Below are 16,577 nucleotides of genomic sequence, written 5' to 3'. Positions count from 1 at the left end.
TGCCCGTGGGTTTACTGGCCGTGATGATATTGTTAAGTTTACAGGCTGTTACCATGGTCATAGTGACTCTCTTTTAGTTGAAGCGGGAAGTGGTGCTGCTACTTTTGGAAATCCTTCAAGCCCAGGTGTTCCAGCTGACTTTACTAAACATACACTTTTAGCAGAGTACAACAATATAGAGTCAGTAAGAAAATGTTTTAAGGATTCTTCTGACATCGCTTGTATTATTATCGAACCAATAGCTGGTAACATGGGCCTTGTTCCTGCAGATAAAGAGTTTTTAGCACAGCTTAGAGAATTATGTGATGAAAATGGAGCACTTCTTATCTTTGATGAAGTGATGAGTGGCTTTCGTGCCTCTATAAATGGTGCTGAGTCTATCACTGGAACAATCCCAGACATTCTTACTCTTGGAAAGGTTATTGGTGGTGGTATGCCAGTAGGTGCCTTTGGTGCAAGTGCAAAAATAATGGCACAACTTTCACCAGATGGCCCTGTGTACCAAGCAGGAACACTCAGTGGAAATCCAGTTGCAATGGCTGCAGGTCTAGCGGCTTTAACTAAACTCAAGAAAAATGCGAGAGTGATGGGAGTTTTAGAAGAAAGAGGTAAGAGACTTGTTCGAGGTATGCAAGAAGCTGCAAAAGCAAATGGTATAAATATGCAAATTGATAACAGAGGAAGTATGTTTGGTTTTTTCTTTAATGATAATGAAGTAAAGAACTTTGCTCATGCTTGTAACTCTGATGCAAAGCTTTTTGCAGAGTTTCACTCAAAAATGTTAGATGCTGGTTTCTATTTTGCATGTTCTTTATATGAAACAGGATTTATATCAACAGCTACAACAGATGTGATGATAGAAGACACGATTAATGCTAGTAAAAGAATCTTTAAGGAGATAGCTGATGCCAGATAATTTAGAGAAAGAAGACTTGGGGGAAAAAGCTCCTCGTGTAAAACCAATTATAGAAGCAGTCGATAGTCTTTCATTGGGTATATCGATGGTTGTCGCTGTTTTAATGGGTGTCGGCATTGGTTGGTTACTCCGTAGGTTGACAGATATTAGTTGGTTGTTTTGGGTTGGTGTTGGTATAGGTATTGCTGCTGCAATTTTAAATGTTTATAAGGCATATGCAAAACAATATAAAGTATTTGAAGAATTAGCAAAAGAGCCAAGATATGCTATCAAAAAACAGCTTGATGATGAAGAAGATGATGATGAGGATTATGGTGAAAAAAGCTATTAGCATTTTCTTTATAACCCAAGTTCTTATCATAAGTACATATTTTTACTCTAGCTCAATGTTTGCAAATATAGAGGTCGCGTTTCTAAGTGCATTCTTAGTAATAGCAGGTGCTTCTCTTGCTTATAAAAAAATGGTTGACTCACAACTTCGTAGTAAAAGTTTTGAAGAGAAACGTGATATACTCGATGAGATAGAAGATCCTCATGAACTTTATGATGACAAGGTGAATGACGAAGTCAGAGAGGGTACCCTGGGGTATGTAGAGATTAATGAGGCGAATGCAGATGAGTTAGATTTAAAGACTATAGTTAAAGAAGAAAAAGCTAAGATTAAAACTTTCTCTGTGAAAAGCATGAAGTATGGTGCTAGAGGAACGGTTTCTCTGTACCGTATAGCCCCATATATTTTTTTGATTCTTAGTTTTATTGCTCTTAAAAACAATGAACTACTTGATTTAAGGTTTTATCTACCCTCTTTAGCTTTGGGAATAGTAGTAGGCTCTATCATCTCAAAGAAAAGCCTCTCTTAAGAGGTTATCATAGGTATATTGATAATGAGTTTTTCACCCGTTTCTATATAAAAATCATTATCTTCTGCAAATTGTTTGAGATTATTACTCTTACTTTTATCTATGTTCTTCGCACTTATAGAGATTGCAAAGATACCATACTTTTTATCTTCAAACTTTATATGTTCTCCAATCCTATAAAAGACCTGCGTATCAATAAAGTCATTATCTTCTACACAAGAGTACATTCTATTAAGTACTTTGATAAGTCTGTTTTGATTTAAAATAATATCAGGAATAGTAGGATCATAAGATTTTGTGAACTTTGCTTTTGAATTAATAGAATTTGACGAGATACATAAATCAGTAATTATAAATATATTTACCAATTCTCCATCCGGTTTTTTAGTGTTTAGTTTAAAAGAAGGTATTTGGTAAAGTTTTATACCTATTTGGTCTTCATCTTCATAGCCTACTGTAAGACCAAAAAACTTATAACGACCATACACAAGCTCTATAAAAGTTGTTTTAAATCCGAAGTTTACATTGGCATAGGTTTGTGCTAATTCAAAAAGGGTGTTAGACTCTGTCGCACCAAGTAAAAATTGGGCTTCAGAGTTAAGGGAGATTATCTTTCCATTTGAGCTAAAGAGTACGAAAGGGTTGTAGTCATACTCTACCCATTGTTGCTCAAACGTCATAGGTTTACTCTTCTATATAGTTTTTAAGTTTACGACCTACTTTAGGGTGCTTAAGTTTCTTAATAGCAGAACTTTCAATCTGACGAACACGCTCACGTGTAACACTTAGCTCTTTACCAATTTCTTCCAGTGTTCTATCACTTTCATCATCCATAATTCCAAAGCGCAATTTAATAACGGCTTTTTCACGTTCATTAAGTTGATCTAAAACAGTTTCTATTTGAACTTTTAAATCATCTTTAAGAATAGAATCTGATGGGGAAAGAGATGTCTTGTCTTCAATAAAATCTCCAAAGCGACCATCTTCTTCACTACCAATAGGTGCTTCAAGAGATATAGGCTCTTTTGTGATTTTAATAACATTTTTAACTTTCTCAACAGAAAGACCAACTTCTTCAGCAATAACATCAACATCTGGCTCTTTACCATTTTCTTGTAGATGTTTACGCATAATTTTGTTAATACGGTTAATAGTTTCTATCATATGTATAGGAATGCGAATAGTTCTCGCCTGGTCAGCAATCGCACGAGAGATAGCTTGACGAATCCACCATGTTGCATATGTTGAGAATTTATAACCTTTTTGATATTCAAACTTATCAACGGCTTTCATAAGACCGATGTTTCCTTCTTGAATCAAATCAAGGAAAGGAAGACCACGGTTAGTGTAACGCTTAGCAATAGAAACAACAAGTCTAAGGTTTGACTTAGCCATCTTAGTTTTAGAGATCTCTGAAATGTTTTTACCACGTTTAATCTGTTCTAAAATGTCAGCAAGTTTATCTGGTTCCATATCAAAAGAATTTTTTGATGCTTCTTTTGTTTGAACAAGCTTCTTGATTTCCATATATGTAGAAACCATTGTAGCTTCTGGAACCATATTTGCAATATCTTCTTTGTTTAACTCTTGAATTTTACTTACTAGAACTCTATGGTTTGCTTTTAGGATGTCATTAAATAGTGGGAGTTTATACTCAAGACGCTTAAGCTCTTTATCGTACCCATCATCACTTTTGAGTGCAGTTTCCATTGCTTTTACAAGTTCGTTTATCAGTTTTGAAGTTGGTCCAAGATCAAGAAGACTGGCTTTTAATACTGATTTTTTAAATGTTACTGCTAAAAAGTAGCCAACAATTTCTTCAGTAAGCTCATCATTTGAGTCTTCTAGAAGCTTTTCTGATGATTTTATCCACTCTTTTTTAGCTTTTTCAAGGGCCTTAAAACTTATAGAAACTTTTTCAACTCTACTTTTGTCTTTAGCGGTTAATGTTTTTTCTACAACAACAGTTTCTTCTTTATTTGCATCGTCTGTAGAATCATCACTTTCTTCTTTTTCATCTTCAAAAGATTTAAAAAGTTCTTTTACTCTACGCTCACGATTAATTAGAGGTTCTTTGTAATCAAGAATGAATTCTATAAGATAAGGTACTGAACAAATAGCATCAATAATAATCCTCTCTCCACCTTCAATCTTTTTACTGATCTCAATTTCTTCTTCTTTCGTTAAAAGTGGAATTTGGCCCATTTCTCGAAGGTACATACGAACTGGAGAATCCGAACGTGACCACTCAAGAAGTTCGTGTTCTTTTAGAATATCAAACTTATCAGATTCATTATCTTCAAGCATCTTTCTTTGAGCAACACGACGTGCTTCTGCTTCAGAGTCATTAAGTCTTTTAGCATGTTCACTAGCAGTGTAAATACATTTTTTATTTTTAGTTAAAAGTTTAAGAATATTTTTGACTTGTGCAGCTGATGGCTGTTTTTCAAAAATTTCTATAAGGCCTTCATAAGTAAGACACTCTTTACCTTTGTGATCGTCAAAAAATGTTTCTATGGCTTTGTTGAGTTCTTTAGCTGTCATATAATCATATGCTCCATAAGTTTAAGGTTTTAAGAAGGTGGATTATACCCAAATTAAATAAATAGTTTCTTAAAAAAATGTTGGAACACTCATTGCTTTTATACTTTCAAATAAACACTATAAGGGTATTTTATGCAGACAGGTTACTATGCTTCAGCAGCTGGAATGGTTACTCAGTTTAACAGACTTGACAATATTGCGAATAATTTAGCAAATGTAAATACCGCTGGATTTAAAGAAGATAATTTAGTCATAGGTGATTTTATGAAAGTCTTTAAAGAGGCTAGAGATGAAATGCCTAATGCAAACAACAGTGAAGAAGGTGCCGCATTTATAAATAGAACTATGACTCGTGCACCACAAGTAACAGATTCTTTTACAAATCATTCTCTAGGGACTATAGAAAAAACTTCTAACGATTTAGATTTTGCACTCTCTAGTGAAGGGCTTTTCTTTGTTGTTAAAACTCCACAAGGAGTAAAACTTACTCGTGATGGTTCTTTTACTAAAAATGATGAAGGTACACTTGTTACAAAACAAGGATATGAGGTACTGCCTAGTAATTATTCAGGAAATGGTGGAAAAATCAGTATTGCTCAAGAAGACAATATTATTTCTGTTGATAAAAATGGAAATATTTATACTAATGTTCCAGGAAGTGTTAAAATGAATCAATTATCTTCATTATTTATAGCAGAACCAAAAGATGTAGATTTACTTAAAAAAGAAGGTGATAATCTTTATGCCTTTGAAAATATAGATGACTTAAATATAATAGATAATAGTGGAGCAGTTTCACAAGGATACATTGAAAAAAGTAATGTAAATGCTGTGAAAATGATGACCCAAATGATAGAAACAAATCGTCTTGTTGGAATGTATCAAAAAGTTATGAGTACACAGATGGATGATATGAACAGAGATGCAATTGAAAAACTTGCTAAAAAAGCTTAATTTAAAGGACTGATACCATGATGCAATCATTATACACTGCCTCTACCGGAATGGCAGCAATGCAAACACAAATTGATACTACGGCCAATAATATTGCCAATGTAAATACTATAGGGTTTAAAAAGTCTCGTGCAGAGTTTTCGGATCTTATGTATCAAGTTATGGAATACGCAGGAACATCAACATCTGATGTTACGAAAAGTCCAACTGGTATTGAAGTTGGTTTAGGTGTTCGTTCTACTGCAATTAATAAAATCTTTGCAGAGGGCTCACTGAAGCAAACAGACAATCAGCTTGATATGGCGATAACAGGAAGAGGTTTTTTTAAGCTTGAACTCCCAGATGGTACTGAAGTGTACTCAAGAAATGGTGCATTTAAAGTTGATGAAAATGGTACCATGGTAAATAGTGATGGTTATTCAATGGTACCACAGGTAGTGATTCCACCTGATGCTACAAATATGAGTATAGGTACTGATGGTACTATTACTGTTGTTCAACCTGGCCAAACACAAGCTACACAGATTGGTCAAATACAAACAACTAACTTTATAAACCCTGCAGGCCTACACTCTATGGGAGACAACCTTTATATAGAAACAGATAGTTCCGGACAACCAGTCGAAGGAACACCTGGAGTTGATGGTCTTGGTATACTTAGACAAGGTTTTGTTGAGCTTAGTAATGTTGAGCTTGTTGTTGAACTAACAGATCTGATTACAGGTCAAAGAGCTTATGATTCTAACTCAAAAGTAATCACAACCAGTGATGAAATGCTTCAAACTACAAATAATCTTAAACGATAATAATACCCTAAAATAGTCTTGATATTCTCTAATATTAAGACTCTGCAAAGATAACAATAAATAGTTTTATATTCCTCAAAAGACAATTTAGATATAATCACAAAATAATTTAATAAAATATAGTAGGATTTTATAATGAACAAAGCAAATATAAATGGTAAAGTTTGGACTTTCGGTAAAGATATCGATACAGACTTAATAATAGCGGCTCGCTATCTAAATACATCCGTTCCAGAGGAACTCGCAAAGCATGTTATGGAAGATGCAGATCCAGAATTTGTATCTAAAATGAGCCCAGGTGATATAATAGTTGCCGGTGAAAATTTTGGTTGTGGAAGTAGTCGTGAACATGCTCCAATAGCACTTAAAGCAGCTGGTGTATCAGCTATTATTGCTCCTACATTTGCAAGAATATTTTATAGAAATGCATTTAATATGGGTCTTCCAATATTTGAACTCGAGGAGAGTGCCGAGATTAGTGAAGGTGATACCGTAACTGTCGATATGAATGCAGGTACAGTAACAAATAATACAACAAACAAAGAATATAACTTTACTCCAATTCCTGCGTTTATGCAAGAATTAATAGATGCTGGTGGTTTAATGAATTTCGCTCAGAATGAAATAGAAGGTAAATAAATGACAAAGTATAAAATAACACTTATTAAGGGTGATGGAATTGGTCCTGAAATTATAGATGAAGCTGTAAAAGTTTTAGATGCTGTAGCTTCTGCTTGTGACTTTCAGTTCGCTTATGATGAAGCTCTTATGGGTGGGTGTGCTTATGATATAACAGGTGATCCTTTGCCAGCTGAAACTATTAAAAAGTCTCTTCAGTCTGATGCTGTACTTTTTGGTGCTATTGGTGGAGAGAAATGGGACAAACTTCCTCGTGAAAAACGTCCAGAGAGTGGACTCCTGCGTTTTAGAAAAGAGCTTGGTGTTTATGCAAATCTACGTCCAGCTGTTGTTTACGATGAGCTTATTAATGCTTCATCTTTAAAGCCTGAGATTATTAAGGGTGTTGATATTATGGTCGTTCGCGAACTTATCGGTGGGATTTACTTTGGTGAGCCCAAAGGTCGTACTGAAGATAAGGGTTGGAATACTATGGTTTATACAAGATCAGAAATCGTTCGTATAGCACATCAAGCATTCAAAATTGCTCAAACACGTAGTAAGAGAGTATGTTCTATTGACAAGGCAAATGTTTTAGATGTTTCTCAGCTTTGGAGAGATGTTGTAACTGAAGTGTCTGCTGAATATCCAGATGTTGAATTATCTCATATGTATGTAGATAATGCAGCGATGCAACTTGTTTTAAATCCTCGCCAGTTTGATGTTATGCTTACTGGAAATATTTTTGGTGATATTTTAAGTGATGAAGCTTCTATGCTTTGTGGTTCAATCGGTCTTTTACCATCAGCTTCTGTTGGTGAAAAAATAGGTGTTTATGAGCCAATTCACGGTAGTGCACCAGATATAGCAGGCCAAGGAATAGCAAACCCAATAGCAACTATTGCATCCGCTGCAATGATGTTAAGATATGCTCTTGGTGAAAATACAGCAGCAGATAAGATAGATGCTGCAATTAAAAAAACATTGAGTGAAGGTTACCGAACTGGTGACTTAGCTCAGTTTGATGCAAAAGAAGTCTGTTCTACTAGCGAAATGGGTTCTATTATCGCTAACTATATAGAGAGATAGGGCACAAATTTTATGCAGACACTAACCTTAGCAAATATCTATGAACTTCAAGGTCTAAAAGAAGAAGCATTAGATATTTACAAAGAGGTTTTAAAGACAAATCCTCATAATAGTGATGCTAAAATTGCTATTAGAAGGTTGTCCGGCATGAGACGTAAGTATTTGGATGTAAATCAAGAGATGAAAGAGTATTTTTTGAAGATGGATACTGAAGTTGAGTTTAATGAGTTTGAAAGGTGGTTATTAAAAACATGGAATTAAAAGATGTCATACTATCTACTTTAGCAGAAATGGAAGATGGTTCTGTTGAGCAGCTAAAAGGTGTGAATAAAGAAGAATATTTACCTCAAGCTCAAGAAGAAATTGAAGTAAATAATATAACAGAAGAAAATTTAAACTCCATCGATAATGAACTTGCTTATCTTAACTCAATTAGAGAACGATTACTAGTTCTTTTTGAGGGTTTCCAATCACCAAGTAATTCTAGTATAGAATCTAAGGTTGATATGACATTGAACTTTCTTGAGTACACACTTGCTACTATTGATAAGAGAGTGCAGGTAATAGAAAAAGGAAATTTCAGTTGAATCAATACCGAGTCCTCATAGATGCTAATGATGAAAAAGGTTTAGTGCACAAAGTTTCTAGTATCTTTTATAACTATGATTTAAATATACTTTCAAATAGTGAATTTGTAGATAAAGAAAATAATAAATTTTTTATGCGTAGTGTAGTTGACGGTGATATTAATAAATGTGATCTCGAAGAGAGTATAACAAGTATATTACCAGAAAATTGTAGTGTTAAAGTGATTGAACCAAAAAAGAAAAATATAATTATCATGGCAACTAAAGAACTTCATGCACTCGGTGATATACTTATACGCCATGAGGCTGGTGAACTTGAAGCTAATATACTTGCTGTAATTTCAAACTATGATAAACTTGAATCATTAGTAAAAAAGTTTGATATTCCTTATGTAACTATCTCTCATGAAGGGCTAGAACGTTCTGAACATGAAAATAAAATTATTGAGTCAATTAATAGCTTTGGAAATGTAGATTATATCGTCCTTGCAAAATATATGAGAATTCTTACTCCTGAATTTGTTCAAACATATGAAGATAAAATTATTAATATTCATCATTCATTTTTACCTGCATTTATAGGGGCTAACCCCTATAAGCAAGCCTACGAAAGAGGTGTTAAAATCATAGGAGCAACAGCACACTTTGTAAATAATAATCTTGATGAAGGTCCAATCATTGCACAAGAAGTTATTCATGTTAACCATGCATACAGCTGGAAAGATATGCAACGTTCTGGAAAAGATGTTGAGAAAGTTGTTCTTTCTCGTGCGTTAAAATTAGCACTAGAAGATAGAATCTTTGTGTATGCTAACAAAACTGTTATTTTTTAGGATACTACATGGCATTTAATTTAGTTTTAGTTCATCCACAAATTCCTAATAATACTGGTGCAATAGGTAGACTCTGTGTTAATGCTGGTGCCTCTCTTCATCTTATTAAGCCTATCGGCTTTGATATAGATGAAAAAGCAGTAAAACGTGCTGGTTTAGATTACTGGGATAAGTTAGATTTACATGTTTGGGAAAACATTGATGAATTTTTTGAAAAAAATGATATCTCTAGTAATGCCTACTTTGCTACAACTAAGACTGATAGACTATACTTTGAGGCTGACTTTAAAGATGGTGACTTTATCTTTTTTGGAAGTGAAACGAAGGGAATTCCCGAAGATATACTTAAAAAGTATGAATCACAAAATATAACTATCCCTATGACAAAAGAAGGACGTAGTCTTAACTTGGCTATAAGTACAGGTATTGTTCTTTATGATGCTATACGTCAAACATATGACAGTTTTGAGTAGGGATTTAAGAAACTAATGAGTTTTTACATAAATATTATTGTGCTAGCTCTTTTCGTTCTTTTTATGATATTTATCTTTGCTGGTTACCATAAGGGAAAATCAGCTCAAAGAGAATTAGACGAGAAGTAAGGTTGTATTAGCCTTATGCGACTCAGAATTTAGTTCTTCGCTGCATTGAGTTTTTTACTCTAGTACGATTCGGCATTTAGTGCCTCACATGTATTAGGCTTTAGCCTTAAAGTATTTTTTCTGCCCACTTTTCAACACTTGATTCAAATCTTTCAAACATATTCTCTGCATTTTTAATAATTATAGACATTTATTTTCCTTTATTTGTAGTAAATTTGAATTATTTTACTTGATTATGCAATAAAATATAAATAATATGACAAAATGTCATTAAATAGTTGACTTTTGTTCTAGTTTACCTTATAATATGTCATATTTAATTATAAAACAAAGGTTTTAGTATGAATGAGTTCACATCTATAGTAGAAGAGATCAAAAGTATAGTGTCTAGTGATTTTAAACCAAAAAAAGTTTTTGATAAAGATGTAGCAGAAGTTCTTGGTATTACACAAATGAACTTTGCTACAATGAAAAAACGAAATAAAATACCATTTAACGAGCTCTTAGATTTTTGTGCTAAAAAGACAATTTCTATAAACTGGCTTTTATATGGACAATCTCCTGAAAGCCTTATTGAGGCTACAAACAAGTTTTATATGGTGAAATACTTTAGTGATGTAAATGCAAGTGCTGGAGGTGGTGGAGATAATGAATGTGAAGAAATTCAAGAGCTTGAGATTCCAGAGCAGTTTGTTTTTATGCTTGGAGGAGAAAGAGAGCTTACAAATATAGAAGCAATCAATGTTTCAGGTGACTCCATGGAACCAACTTTTAGTTATAATGATATAGTATTTATTAATAGAACTAAAAAAGATTTGAATCGTGGTGGTGTTTTCACTATCAGAACAGAAGCAGGTCTTTTCATTAAACGTATACAAACACGGATAGATGGACAAGTGGATGTAATATCTGATAATTCCGTGTATTCAACTCAAACACTAAAGCCTTCTGAGCTAGAAGTAATAGGTCGAGTTGTCAGTAGATTTGGTGATGTTGATTAAAATAGGATAATAATGTGAACTATATATATGGCTTAATCTCTATTTTGATGCTATCTTCTTGTGCTAGGACTACTGTAATTGTCGAGGATAAGTCCTCTCCTGTGATTATTCTTGCCCCCGTAAAAGAAGAAGTATCTGATTTAAAAAGCATACCTCAGGATGTAACACTTTATAGCGAAAACATAGAAGAGCATATCTATCCAAATGTAATCGATTTTGATAGAAATTATTTTAATCCATGGAATATAGATAAAATGGATATTATTCTAAAAGATGCAATGTGGGCATATAGTTCTTATCAGTATGGTAATAGCTATGGGGAAAATTTACAGCTGCTTTCTCAAAAGTTTTTTGATGAAATACTTGAGAATTCTAGTTTCCAAGATTATTCAAGTGTAAATAAAAGAGCAATTAGTCTCAGAGAATTAAATATACGGGCTTTTCCAACAAGTAGACCTCTTTTGATGGATCCAAATAAAGCAGGGGAGGGTTTCCCTTTTGATTACTTGCAAAATAGTATACTTGCAGCTAATAAGCCACTATTTATTTCACATTACTCAAAAGATAAAAAATGGGTATTTATAAAATGTAGTTTTACATATGGATGGGTCAAATCAAGAGATATTGTATACATAGAGAAAAAGTATACACAGTTATATGAAAAAGCAAAACAAGTATTTATTACTCAGGAAGGTAAATCACTTTATACAAATACTGGTTCATTCCTTTTTAAATCAAAGATTGGGATGATGTTTCCTCTTATTAAAGAAACACCAGATAGTTATATAATTCTTGCTCTTAGTAACTATAAAAATAATAAAGCATATTTTTTAGAATCAAAAATTTCTAAAAAAATGGCAAATCAAGGTAACTTAGCATTTAATAGTCTAAATATAAATAATATAATAAAAGAAGTTTCTAAAACAAATTATGGCTGGGGTGGTATGTATTCACAAAGAGACTGTTCTTCGACACTTAGGGACTTTTTCTTACCATTTGGTGTATGGTTACCAAGAAACTCTTATCAGCAAAGTCATGTTGGTAAAAGTATCTCACTTGAAAATATGAGTGATGAAGTTAAAATAAAAACTATAAAAAAACATGCTATTGCCTTTAGAACCATTCTTTATAAGAAAGGACATATTGTTTTATATGCAGGAACTTTTAATGATAAGATAATCATATATCATAACACTTGGGCAATTAAAACAGAAAAAGAAGGTAATGAAGGAAGGTTTATTATTGGTAAGCCTATCTTTAGTACATTAGAAGTTGGGAAAAATTTAGTGCATCACAAAGAAGACGCTCTTATTATAAAACAACTACTTAAAATGTCTACACTCTAATATCTAAAAGTGCTCCGAACATCTCATCCTGTGTTTTTATAGCCGTTACATTAAGTGCAGTTGCATTTTGTGCAATCATTTGATCTGGAATCTCTTTTGAAATATCTGTTTGACTTTTCAATGAACCATTGTCATCGGCTACTCTATTGTGAGCAGAGACAGAATCTCCATTATCTGAAATTCTTGCATCACTAGGTTTAAATCCATCGCTATTTACATTTGCAACATTATTAGCAGTAGTATTTAACATTGTTTGATGGGCTTGTATTGAAGAAATATTGTTTGATATATTCATGAAATCCCCTTATCTTGAACTATTATAGCACTCAAAGTATAAAGGGAAGTTTAGAAATTTAGTGTAAATCAGAATTAAGTTTTATCTCTCTTGTTGAACGCGAAGCTGTGATTTCGCCAGTCATTGAGTTTTGTCTATAGTGAATACCGTAGAAGCCTGCTAGTTGCTTTCCTTTGAATATTTCACCTTCCATTTTCATGTTAGTGTTTACAGACATTAGTTTTGTAAGTTCCTCAGGATAAATAGCAATTTTAGTACCTTCAAGTATAGCAACACCTGCATCGATAATACAACCATCGCCTAGTGGAATACCACAAGTTGAATTTGCACCTAGAAGACAGTTTTTACCAACACTTATAGGATTTCCATCAGTTCCACTAAGCACACCAAGAATAGAAGCACCGCCACCAACATCACTACCATCGCCAACGATTGCAGAAGAACTAATACGACCTTCTACCATAACCGAACCAGTAGTTCCAGCATTAAAGTTTATGTATGAAGCACCAGGCATTACTGTAGTTCCAGCAGCTAGTTGTGCACCAAAACGTACTTTTGAAGTATCTAGGATTCTTGTGTTATCAGCAGGAATAATATGTTGTAAAAATCTTGGGAATTTATCTACAAAATCAATATGTGGATATTCATTCGCTATTTTTAATTCGATTTCAAACTCTCTCAAGTAATCAAGCTCGATAGGCTGACCATTTGACCATGCAACATTTGGAAGTGCACCAAATGCACCATTTAAGTTAAGTTCACGTAGTCCAACTTTAGCTTGTGAAAGTGCATATAGTTTAAGGTATGTAGCCTCAACACTTTCACATGCTCCATCTTGGAAAAGAAAAGTTACTTTAAACTCTCCCTCGAATGAACCATTACTAATGATTTGTGAATAAAGTGCTGAAATCACTTGAATATTTTTATGTGCATCACCATGTGCTTCATCTGAGTAAGGAGTAAAAGCATTTAAACAGCTCTTTAAAAAATCTATGTTTATGTTACAAACAAATTCATTTTGAGTAAAATCTACTTCTACACCTTGTTCCGCTAATGCTTTAACAAAAATAGCAGCACTTCCGAAGTTTTCATCCCAGTTAATAAGTGGGTAAGTAGCTTGAATAGATTTCTCTACATTTAATTGACCAAGGTCAACTCTACATATACCAAAAGCTAAAGGATCTTTATATCCTTTAGTAGTACTCTTGATGTTTTCAATAAGTGCTTTAAAAGCGTCTGTTGTTTGTGTAATATTCATGTGATTCTCTCTTAATTGATTTATTATTGGAATTATACTAAAAAAGTACTAATTTAACTTTATATATATTGTAAGGTTTATAGATATATTTGATTTTAATTAAGAGGGTTTTAGATGAGGAGAAGGAGCAAGGAAGTTAGTCGAAAAACTTACCTTGATTTGAATTATCTAAAGGCTTTCGTTTCTCTTTGACTAACCATTCTTGTAGTAATGATTCTATGACTTTAGATAGACTCATTTTGTATCTATCACGGGAGTATCTCATTGAATCATCCCATGTCTGTCTGTCTATAAGTAAACTACGTGTGACTTCATCTTTTGGTTTCAATAAATAACGCTTTATAACGCTTCAAGAAGTTCTTTAAAACTTCTATAGCTATCAACAATTTTTTGTTTTTTTACATTTTTTAGAAATTTTTTTGCATATTTTGAGGCTAGTTCCTTTACTCCATATGTTGCAAATCTACTACCAAGGAGTGCTCTGTGACCTTTAAATAAATGGTTGTTAAGTATTAATGCCATTCTTCTTCTCTCTTATATTTTAAAAGTGTAATGAGTTTCATTTTCACTATCTGTCTCTTTAGTGTTAGTTGTGAAATTCATTCGATAAACAATATATATAAAACTAAATAGCAATAAAAGTACCAATAACCAAACTAACATTGTTGAATTCCTTGACTTATGATAAAGAGTAGATCGGCGTATTATTTAATTATGTTAGTTTGTTATAGAATAAATTATAAAAGTAAGCTTTAATCTTTCTCAAATTTATAGTATAATTGCATAAATAAAATTACAATTACAAGGCTAGACAATGGCATCATATGCAGAAAAACTAGAAGAATTACTTACAAAAAGTGTTATCCCTGATTTAATAGAAAGACTAGATGAGATATTTGAAGAGATAGCAGACAACAAAGAAGCAACAGAAGATGCAAAAGAAGAGATAGAAGAGCTTCGTGAGTTTAAGGCAGACTTAGAAGATGTTTTAGAAGACATTCAAACTGGTGAGATAGAAGAAGATGAGTGTAAAGAACTTATAGAAGATATTCAACAAGCTCAAAGAGGAAGTGACGACGAAGACTTCGGTTTTCACGAAGAGTAACTTTTAGTTCTCTTTAGTCACCTCATGAGATTTATTTTTTATAAATAAATCTCTATATTTTTGATGATAAAAATATTTCTAGTTTAGAAACAATCTCTTCTATACTACCTTCACCACTTATCACATGATAGATATTCTTTTCATTATAAAAGCTTTTTATATCATTTAGAGGCTCTATGTAAACTTTCATTCTATTATTAAAAACTTCATTGTTATCATCTGCACCACGAGCACGACCAAGAACTCTATCTCTTGCAGTATCTTCACTAACTCTTATCTCAACAACACTCATTAGTTCAATATTATTGTCATCAAGTAAGAATGAATCAAGTGCGGTCATTTGTTCTAAGCTTCTTGGGTACCCATCAATAATAATATTATCACAAGGAGCATTCTTTATAGCATTTGTAATAGTTTGGATAGCTATTTTAATAGGAACGATTAGACCTTGAGAAATATAAGTATCTATCTCAAAGCCCAGTTTACTTCCGCTAGCTACTTCAGCTCTGAGCATGTCTCCAGTAGAATAGTGTGTGAATACTGTACTGTCTTTTGCAATAAGCTCAGCATCAGTAGTTTTACCAGAGCCAGGAGCACCAATAATTAAAAATAATTTTTTCAAAAAGAAAATCCTTGAAGTTTTATAGTTTGTAGAAGAAGTAAAAAGAATATAATTCTTTTTACTTGATTATTTAGTCTGCTCACGAAGTCTAATGTGTAGGTCACGAAGCTGTGTGTTATCAACTGCACTTGGTGCTTTAGTAAGGATACAAGAAGCTTTTTGTGTCTTAGGAAACGCGATAACATCACGAATACTTGGTTTTTTAGTGATAAGCATCATAAGTCTGTCAAAACCAAGAGCAAAACCACCATGTGGAGGAGCACCGAATTTAAGAGCGTCTAGTAAGAAACCAAACTTCTCTTGAGCTTCTTCTTCTTCAATACCAAGAAGTTTAAATACCTCTTCTTGCATTGCTTCTTTATGAATACGGATTGATCCACCACCAAGTTCTGTACCATTAAGAACGATGTCATAAGCGATAGACTCTATCTCTTCAATATCGTCTTTATCAGTATCTTTTGGTTGAGTGAACGGATGATGAAGTGCTTTAACACGACCATCTTCAACTTCGAACATTGGGAAGTCAACAACCCATACAAATTCAAAAGCATTTTCATCAACAAGATTCATTTTTTCATGTTCTGCAAGATAGTTTCTAAGACGACCCATATAATCCCATACTGTTTTTTTATCACCTGCACCAAAAAATACAACGTCACCAGCTTCCATCTCAAGTCTCTCTACTAGTAAAGCAATATCTGCTTCACTAAAGAACTTGATAAGTGGACCCTTAAGCCCATCTTCTTTCATTTGGAAGTAACCAAGACCATGTGCACCAAACTGACGTACGTAATCTTCAAAACCTTTCATTTCACGTTTTGAGAAAACTAAGTCAGCACCAGGAATTTTAAGAGCCTTGATACGGTTCTTATGTGGTTGCTTAGCGATGTTTGTAAAGATTTCATTATCACAACGCTCGAAGATATCGATAACATCTACCATAGCAAGACCGTAGCGCATATCTGGCTTGTCAGAACCGTAAAGCTCCATAGCATTGTTATATGTAATACGGTTAAATGGAGGCTTTATATCATGTCCCGCTGCTTTAAACATTGCTTCTAGTAAGTCTTCAGCCACTTTTATAACATCTTCTTGAGTACAAAAACTCATTTCAACATCTATCTGAGTAAATTCTGGTTGA

General features: G+C 33.3%; 22 protein-coding genes. 14 read left to right on the top strand and 8 right to left on the bottom strand.

Features of this window, described 5'->3' with window-relative positions; translation table 11 throughout:
• From HOG88_RS06845 to HOG88_RS06835, 3 genes are all read left to right on the top strand, one after another.
• A partial coding sequence (locus tag HOG88_RS06845) for a glutamate-1-semialdehyde 2,1-aminomutase (RefSeq protein WP_295004553.1) occupies positions 1 to 916 on the top strand: 916 nt, incomplete at its 5' end.
• Positions 906 to 1,247 (top strand): AtpZ/AtpI family protein, encoded by a 342-nt coding sequence (locus tag HOG88_RS06840; protein ID WP_295004550.1) that lies wholly within the window; start codon positions 906 to 908, stop codon positions 1,245 to 1,247. The genes HOG88_RS06845 and HOG88_RS06840, both read left to right, overlap by 11 nt.
• A complete protein-coding gene (locus tag HOG88_RS06835; protein WP_295004548.1) occupies positions 1,231 to 1,776 on the top strand; it encodes a hypothetical protein in 546 nt (181 codons plus the stop codon). Before HOG88_RS06840 ends, HOG88_RS06835 begins: the two co-directional genes overlap by 17 nt.
• Here HOG88_RS06835 and HOG88_RS06830 read toward each other — a convergent pair.
• Together HOG88_RS06830 and rpoD are read right to left on the bottom strand one after the other, a co-directional pair.
• Positions 1,773 to 2,456: a hypothetical protein gene (locus HOG88_RS06830; RefSeq protein ID WP_295004546.1), complete on the bottom strand. Its 684-nt coding sequence runs from the start codon at positions 2,454 to 2,456 to the stop codon at positions 1,773 to 1,775. The two genes, HOG88_RS06835 and HOG88_RS06830, sit on opposite strands and share 4 nt — an antisense overlap.
• 4 nt (positions 2,457 to 2,460) lie before the next feature.
• The gene (gene rpoD / locus HOG88_RS06825; RefSeq protein WP_295004544.1) at positions 2,461 to 4,320 is read right to left on the bottom strand and encodes an RNA polymerase sigma factor RpoD; all 1,860 of its coding nucleotides are present in this window, start codon (positions 4,318 to 4,320) and stop codon (positions 2,461 to 2,463) included.
• Positions 4,321 to 4,452: 132 nt separating this feature from the next.
• Between rpoD and HOG88_RS06820 the strand changes: the two genes are divergently transcribed.
• From HOG88_RS06820 to HOG88_RS06775, 10 genes are all read left to right on the top strand, one after another.
• The gene (locus tag HOG88_RS06820) at positions 4,453 to 5,274 is read left to right on the top strand and encodes a flagellar hook-basal body protein (protein WP_295004542.1); all 822 of its coding nucleotides are present in this window, start codon (positions 4,453 to 4,455) and stop codon (positions 5,272 to 5,274) included.
• Positions 5,275 to 5,291: 17 nt separating this feature from the next.
• A complete protein-coding gene (flgG, locus tag HOG88_RS06815) occupies positions 5,292 to 6,080 on the top strand; it encodes a flagellar basal-body rod protein FlgG (protein WP_295004540.1) in 789 nt (262 codons plus the stop codon).
• Between the two features lie 135 nt (positions 6,081 to 6,215).
• Positions 6,216 to 6,719: a 3-isopropylmalate dehydratase small subunit gene (locus tag HOG88_RS06810; protein WP_295004538.1), complete on the top strand. Its 504-nt coding sequence runs from the start codon at positions 6,216 to 6,218 to the stop codon at positions 6,717 to 6,719.
• Complete coding sequence (gene leuB / locus HOG88_RS06805) at positions 6,720 to 7,787, top strand: 3-isopropylmalate dehydrogenase (protein WP_295004536.1); 1,068 nt, start codon at positions 6,720 to 6,722, stop codon at positions 7,785 to 7,787. It begins immediately after the preceding gene.
• Between the two features lie 12 nt (positions 7,788 to 7,799).
• A complete protein-coding gene (locus HOG88_RS06800) occupies positions 7,800 to 8,048 on the top strand; it encodes a tetratricopeptide repeat protein (protein ID WP_295004534.1) in 249 nt (82 codons plus the stop codon).
• Positions 8,039 to 8,374, top strand: coding sequence for a hypothetical protein (locus tag HOG88_RS06795; RefSeq protein WP_295004532.1), 336 nt, complete (start codon positions 8,039 to 8,041; stop codon positions 8,372 to 8,374). Before HOG88_RS06800 ends, HOG88_RS06795 begins: the two co-directional genes overlap by 10 nt.
• Positions 8,371 to 9,207: a formyltetrahydrofolate deformylase gene (gene purU / locus HOG88_RS06790; protein ID WP_295004530.1), complete on the top strand. Its 837-nt coding sequence runs from the start codon at positions 8,371 to 8,373 to the stop codon at positions 9,205 to 9,207. Before HOG88_RS06795 ends, purU begins: the two co-directional genes overlap by 4 nt.
• 8 nt (positions 9,208 to 9,215) lie before the next feature.
• Positions 9,216 to 9,680: a tRNA (cytidine(34)-2'-O)-methyltransferase gene (locus HOG88_RS06785; protein WP_295004528.1), complete on the top strand. Its 465-nt coding sequence runs from the start codon at positions 9,216 to 9,218 to the stop codon at positions 9,678 to 9,680.
• A 470-nt stretch (positions 9,681 to 10,150) separates the two neighbouring features.
• The gene (locus HOG88_RS06780) at positions 10,151 to 10,810 is read left to right on the top strand and encodes a LexA family transcriptional regulator (protein WP_295004526.1); all 660 of its coding nucleotides are present in this window, start codon (positions 10,151 to 10,153) and stop codon (positions 10,808 to 10,810) included.
• Between the two features lie 14 nt (positions 10,811 to 10,824).
• Positions 10,825 to 12,156 carry an SH3 domain-containing protein gene (locus HOG88_RS06775; protein WP_295004524.1) on the top strand — a complete coding sequence of 444 codons (1,332 nt, stop codon included), beginning with the start codon at positions 10,825 to 10,827 and terminating at the stop codon, positions 12,154 to 12,156.
• Here HOG88_RS06775 and HOG88_RS06770 read toward each other — a convergent pair.
• From HOG88_RS06770 to HOG88_RS06755, 4 genes are all read right to left on the bottom strand, one after another.
• Positions 12,146 to 12,451, bottom strand: a complete 306-nt coding sequence (locus tag HOG88_RS06770; protein WP_295004522.1) for a hypothetical protein — start codon at positions 12,449 to 12,451, stop codon at positions 12,146 to 12,148. The genes HOG88_RS06775 and HOG88_RS06770 overlap by 11 nt on opposite strands.
• Before the next feature lie 58 nt (positions 12,452 to 12,509).
• Complete coding sequence (locus HOG88_RS06765; RefSeq protein WP_295004520.1) at positions 12,510 to 13,709, bottom strand: tetrahydrodipicolinate N-succinyltransferase N-terminal domain-containing protein; 1,200 nt, start codon at positions 13,707 to 13,709, stop codon at positions 12,510 to 12,512.
• A 136-nt stretch (positions 13,710 to 13,845) separates the two neighbouring features.
• Positions 13,846 to 14,037 carry a hypothetical protein gene (locus HOG88_RS06760; protein ID WP_295004517.1) on the bottom strand — a complete coding sequence of 64 codons (192 nt, stop codon included), beginning with the start codon at positions 14,035 to 14,037 and terminating at the stop codon, positions 13,846 to 13,848.
• 11 nt (positions 14,038 to 14,048) lie between these two features.
• Positions 14,049 to 14,231 carry a hypothetical protein gene (locus HOG88_RS06755; protein ID WP_295004515.1) on the bottom strand — a complete coding sequence of 61 codons (183 nt, stop codon included), beginning with the start codon at positions 14,229 to 14,231 and terminating at the stop codon, positions 14,049 to 14,051.
• Between the two features lie 292 nt (positions 14,232 to 14,523).
• Between HOG88_RS06755 and HOG88_RS06750 the strand changes: the two genes are divergently transcribed.
• A complete protein-coding gene (locus HOG88_RS06750; protein WP_295004513.1) occupies positions 14,524 to 14,814 on the top strand; it encodes a hypothetical protein in 291 nt (96 codons plus the stop codon).
• A 52-nt stretch (positions 14,815 to 14,866) separates the two neighbouring features.
• Here the strand turns inward: HOG88_RS06750 and HOG88_RS06745 are convergent, their stop codons facing one another.
• Complete coding sequence (locus HOG88_RS06745; RefSeq protein WP_295004511.1) at positions 14,867 to 15,436, bottom strand: adenylate kinase; 570 nt, start codon at positions 15,434 to 15,436, stop codon at positions 14,867 to 14,869.
• A 66-nt stretch (positions 15,437 to 15,502) separates the two neighbouring features.
• Positions 15,503 to 16,577, bottom strand: a 1,075-nt coding sequence (gene aspS / locus HOG88_RS06740) for an aspartate--tRNA ligase (RefSeq protein WP_295004509.1), incomplete at its 5' end; no start/stop codon positions are given.

This window comes from Sulfurimonas sp. (assembly GCF_018698455.1).
GTDB lineage: Bacteria > Campylobacterota > Campylobacteria > Campylobacterales > Sulfurimonadaceae > Sulfurimonas.
This window is presented reverse-complemented; position numbering and strand designations above follow the sequence as displayed.

Excerpts from the sequence above, each read along its gene's own strand:
- HOG88_RS06765 (WP_295004520.1), bottom strand. The coding sequence starts at position 13,709 with ATGAATATTACACAAACAACAGACGCTTTTAAAGCACTTATTGAAAAC.
- HOG88_RS06785 (WP_295004528.1), top strand. The coding sequence starts at position 9,216 with ATGGCATTTAATTTAGTTTTAGTTCATCCACAAATTCCTAATAATACT.
- HOG88_RS06800 (WP_295004534.1), top strand. The coding sequence starts at position 7,800 with ATGCAGACACTAACCTTAGCAAATATCTATGAACTTCAAGGTCTAAAA.
- HOG88_RS06795 (WP_295004532.1), top strand. The coding sequence starts at position 8,039 with ATGGAATTAAAAGATGTCATACTATCTACTTTAGCAGAAATGGAAGAT.
- HOG88_RS06810 (WP_295004538.1), top strand. The coding sequence starts at position 6,216 with ATGAACAAAGCAAATATAAATGGTAAAGTTTGGACTTTCGGTAAAGAT.
- HOG88_RS06780 (WP_295004526.1), top strand. The coding sequence starts at position 10,151 with ATGAATGAGTTCACATCTATAGTAGAAGAGATCAAAAGTATAGTGTCT.
- leuB (WP_295004536.1), top strand. The coding sequence starts at position 6,720 with ATGACAAAGTATAAAATAACACTTATTAAGGGTGATGGAATTGGTCCT.
- HOG88_RS06820 (WP_295004542.1), top strand. The coding sequence starts at position 4,453 with ATGCAGACAGGTTACTATGCTTCAGCAGCTGGAATGGTTACTCAGTTT.
- HOG88_RS06755 (WP_295004515.1), bottom strand. The coding sequence starts at position 14,231 with ATGGCATTAATACTTAACAACCATTTATTTAAAGGTCACAGAGCACTC.
- rpoD (WP_295004544.1), bottom strand. The coding sequence starts at position 4,320 with ATGACAGCTAAAGAACTCAACAAAGCCATAGAAACATTTTTTGACGAT.
- HOG88_RS06770 (WP_295004522.1), bottom strand. The coding sequence starts at position 12,451 with ATGAATATATCAAACAATATTTCTTCAATACAAGCCCATCAAACAATG.
- HOG88_RS06830 (WP_295004546.1), bottom strand. The coding sequence starts at position 2,456 with ATGACGTTTGAGCAACAATGGGTAGAGTATGACTACAACCCTTTCGTA.
- HOG88_RS06840 (WP_295004550.1), top strand. The coding sequence starts at position 906 with ATGCCAGATAATTTAGAGAAAGAAGACTTGGGGGAAAAAGCTCCTCGT.
- HOG88_RS06750 (WP_295004513.1), top strand. The coding sequence starts at position 14,524 with ATGGCATCATATGCAGAAAAACTAGAAGAATTACTTACAAAAAGTGTT.
- flgG (WP_295004540.1), top strand. The coding sequence starts at position 5,292 with ATGATGCAATCATTATACACTGCCTCTACCGGAATGGCAGCAATGCAA.